Source organism: Streptomyces sp. WAC06614 (genome assembly GCF_003949795.1).
Taxonomy (GTDB): Bacteria; Actinomycetota; Actinomycetes; order Streptomycetales; family Streptomycetaceae; genus Streptomyces.
Window position 1 is genome coordinate 1 of the sequence record NZ_RPRY01000544.1, and the last position, 2730, is coordinate 2730.

3 protein-coding genes are annotated in these 2730 nt (G+C 75.7%); 1 reads left to right on the top strand and 2 read right to left on the bottom strand.

Going from position 1 to position 2730, the window contains the following annotated elements:
• Window positions 1-40 precede the first annotated feature (40 nt).
• Complete coding sequence (locus tag EF918_RS34425; RefSeq protein ID WP_125652798.1) at window positions 41-1204, top strand: cysteine desulfurase family protein; 1164 nt, start codon at window positions 41-43, stop codon at window positions 1202-1204.
• 42 nt (window positions 1205-1246) lie between these two features.
• Here EF918_RS34425 and EF918_RS34430 read toward each other — a convergent pair whose 3' ends face one another.
• Together EF918_RS34430 and EF918_RS34435 are read right to left on the bottom strand one after the other, a co-directional pair.
• Window positions 1247-1960 carry a hypothetical protein gene (locus tag EF918_RS34430; RefSeq protein ID WP_125652799.1) on the bottom strand — a complete coding sequence of 238 codons (714 nt, stop codon included), beginning with the start codon at window positions 1958-1960 and terminating at the stop codon, window positions 1247-1249.
• A gap of 41 nt (window positions 1961-2001) precedes the next feature.
• Complete coding sequence (locus tag EF918_RS34435) at window positions 2002-2721, bottom strand: N-acetylmuramoyl-L-alanine amidase (protein ID WP_125652800.1); 720 nt, start codon at window positions 2719-2721, stop codon at window positions 2002-2004.
• Window positions 2722-2730: the final 9 nt, after the last annotated feature.

Below are 2730 nucleotides of genomic sequence, written 5' to 3' on the forward strand. Positions count from 1 at the left end.
GCAGACCGGGGGAGGGGGGACCCCTAGAATCGGGGGCACCATGGCCTACCTCGACCACGCCGCCACCACCCCGATGCTCCCGGAGGCCGCTGCGGCGATGACCGCGCAGTTCGCCGTCGCGGGGAACGCGTCCTCCCTCCACGCAGCCGGCCGCCGTGCCCGCCGTACCGTCGAGGAGGCCCGCGAGGCCTTCGCCGAGGCGCTCGGGGCCCGGCCGAGCGAGGTGGTGTTCACCGCCGGCGGCACCGAGGCCGACAACCTCGCCGTCAAGGGCCTGTACTGGGCCCGCCGCGACGCCGACCCGGCCCGCACCCGCATCCTGGCCAGCCCCGTCGAGCACCACGCCGTCCTCGACGCCGTCCACTGGCTGGGCGAGCACGAGGGCGCCCGGGTCGAGTACCTCCCCGTCGACCGGTACGGCCGGGTGCACCCCGACGCCTTCCGCGAAGCCCTCGCCCGCAACCCGGACGATGTCGCGCTGGCGACCGTCATGTGGGCCAACAACGAGATCGGCACCATCCTGCCGATCCCCGAACTCGCCCGCGTGGCCCGCGAGTTCGACGTCCCCCTGCACTCCGACGCGGTCCAGGCCGTGGGCCAGCTCGACGTGGACTTCGCCGCCTCCGGCCTCGCCGCCATGACCGTCAGCGGCCACAAGATCGGCGGCCCCTACGGCATCGGTGCCCTGCTCCTGGGCCGGGACCAGAGCCCCGTCCCCGTCCTGCACGGCGGCGGGCAGGAACGTCACGTCCGCTCCGGCACCCTCGACGTGCCGGCGATCGCCGCCTTCGCCGTGGCCGCCGTCCTCGCCGCCGAGCGGCGCGAGGCCTTCGCCCGCGAGGTCGGCGCACTGCGCGACGAGCTGATCACCGCCGTCCTGGCGGCCGTCCCCGACGCCGTCCTGGGCGGCGACCCGGTGGACCGCCTCCCGGCCAACGCGCACTTCAGCTTCCCCGGTTGCGAGGGCGACTCCCTGCTCCTGCTGCTGGACGCCCAGGGCATCGAGTGCTCCACCGGCTCCGCCTGCACCGCGGGCGTGGCCCAGCCCAGCCATGTCGTCCTGGCCACGGGCACCGACCCCGACCTGGCCCGCGGCACCCTCCGCTTCTCCCTCGGCCACACCTCCACCAAGGAGGACGTCGCCGCCCTGGCCACCGCGATCGGGCCGGCCGTGGCCCGGGCCCGTACGGCGGGCCTGGTCTGAGGCCCGCGGCGGGAGCCCCGGGGCGCCGCCGTCGGCCCGCCGCTACCGGAGGGTGGACAGGTCCACCGACTCCGACGCCGCCGGGGTGGCGGCCGGCACCGGCACGTCGTAGTCGGAGAAGTCGGCGCTGCCCCGCTGACCGTCCTGCGTGCCCTCGACCCGCAGCAGCCGCGGCTCGCCCTCCGTGGCGACGTAGTACGTGCTCCGGTCGGCCCCGGACGCACTGGTCGCGGTGATCGCCGGCGTGCCCGCCACCTCGGCCGGCCGGCCCTTGGCCACGCGCTCCCCACCGGCCGGCCGCGAGGCGTAGGTGCGCTGGAAGGCCGACAGGTCGCACAGGTCCCGGAACTCGCGCAGCACGGCGTTCCCGGCGCTGCCGTGGATCCAGCGGCCGTCGATCAGCGCGACCGCGTCGTCCCCGCTGCCGCCGGGTGCCTGCGACCTCAAGAACGCGTCGTCCGGCTTCAGCCAGACCTCCTCGCCCCGCTTGACGATGTCCGCCCGGCCCGCGTCCCGCGGCAGGGCCACGCTGCCGGTGCAGTTGCCCTCCACGTCGAACCGGAGGTCCAAGGTGGTGGTCCCGGCGGGGTCGGCCACCTTGGCGACCATGTGCACCGACCGGGCGTCGTGCAGCTCCTGCCGCCCCCGGTCGATGATCTCCCGGGCGCTCGCGTCCTCGATGCCGTTGCCGTACGGGGCCGCGAAGCCCACCAGGAGCGCCCCGACGCCTACCGCCACCGCTGCGAACCCGGTCATCGCCCACCTCCCGCGCGCCCACCGCGGAGCACACGATCAGCCTAGGCCGGGGGAGCGGCCGCCGCAGCGCCGGCGGCCGCCGGCGGCGCGGCCAGCACCTCGCGCACCAGGCGCAGATACCGGTCCCAGTCCCAGTGCGGCCCCGGATCGGTGTGGTCGGCGCCCGGCACCTCCGAGTGCCCCAGCAGGTGCGTACGGTCCACGGGTATGCGGTGGCGGCGGCAGATGTCGGCGGCCAGCCGCGCCGAGGCCGCGTACATCGCGTCCGTGAAGTCCTGCGGGCGCTCGACGTAGCCGACGTGCTCGATGCCGATGCTGCGCTCGTTCATCTTCCGGTTCGCCGCGTGGAAGGCCACGTCGAGCTCGCGCACCATCTGCTCTATGTGGCCGTCCTGGCGCACGATGTAGTGCGCCGAGGCCCGGTGCCACGGGTCGCGGAAGGCCTCCACCGAGGACTGGAAGCCGCCCTGGGTGACATGGACCACGATCCGGTCCACCCGGTAGTCGTGCGGGCGGTCGGCCATCCGCCAGTTCGCCGGGGAGGCCGCCGTCCAGCTCGCGCCCGCGTGGTCCAGCTCACCCTCCTTGCGCGGCACGGACACCCCCGGCAGCAGCCACCACGTCCGGGCCAGCTCGTCCCGGCCGACCACGGCCGCCACCGTGAACAGCCCGAGCCCACCGAACAGCACGGCCCGCCGCGTCCGCCGCGGCCGCTTCGCCCCGCTCGCGGCTCCCCCCGCCCCACTTCCCTGGCGCCCCATGGCTGCCAC

Bases quoted from the DNA above. Each gene is read 5' to 3' on its own strand.
- EF918_RS34435 (WP_125652800.1), bottom strand. From the start codon at position 2,721: ATGGGGCGCCAGGGAAGTGGGGCGGGGGGAGCCGCGAGCGGGGCGAAG.
- EF918_RS34430 (WP_125652799.1), bottom strand. From the start codon at position 1,960: ATGACCGGGTTCGCAGCGGTGGCGGTAGGCGTCGGGGCGCTCCTGGTG.
- EF918_RS34425 (WP_125652798.1), top strand. From the start codon at position 41: ATGGCCTACCTCGACCACGCCGCCACCACCCCGATGCTCCCGGAGGCC.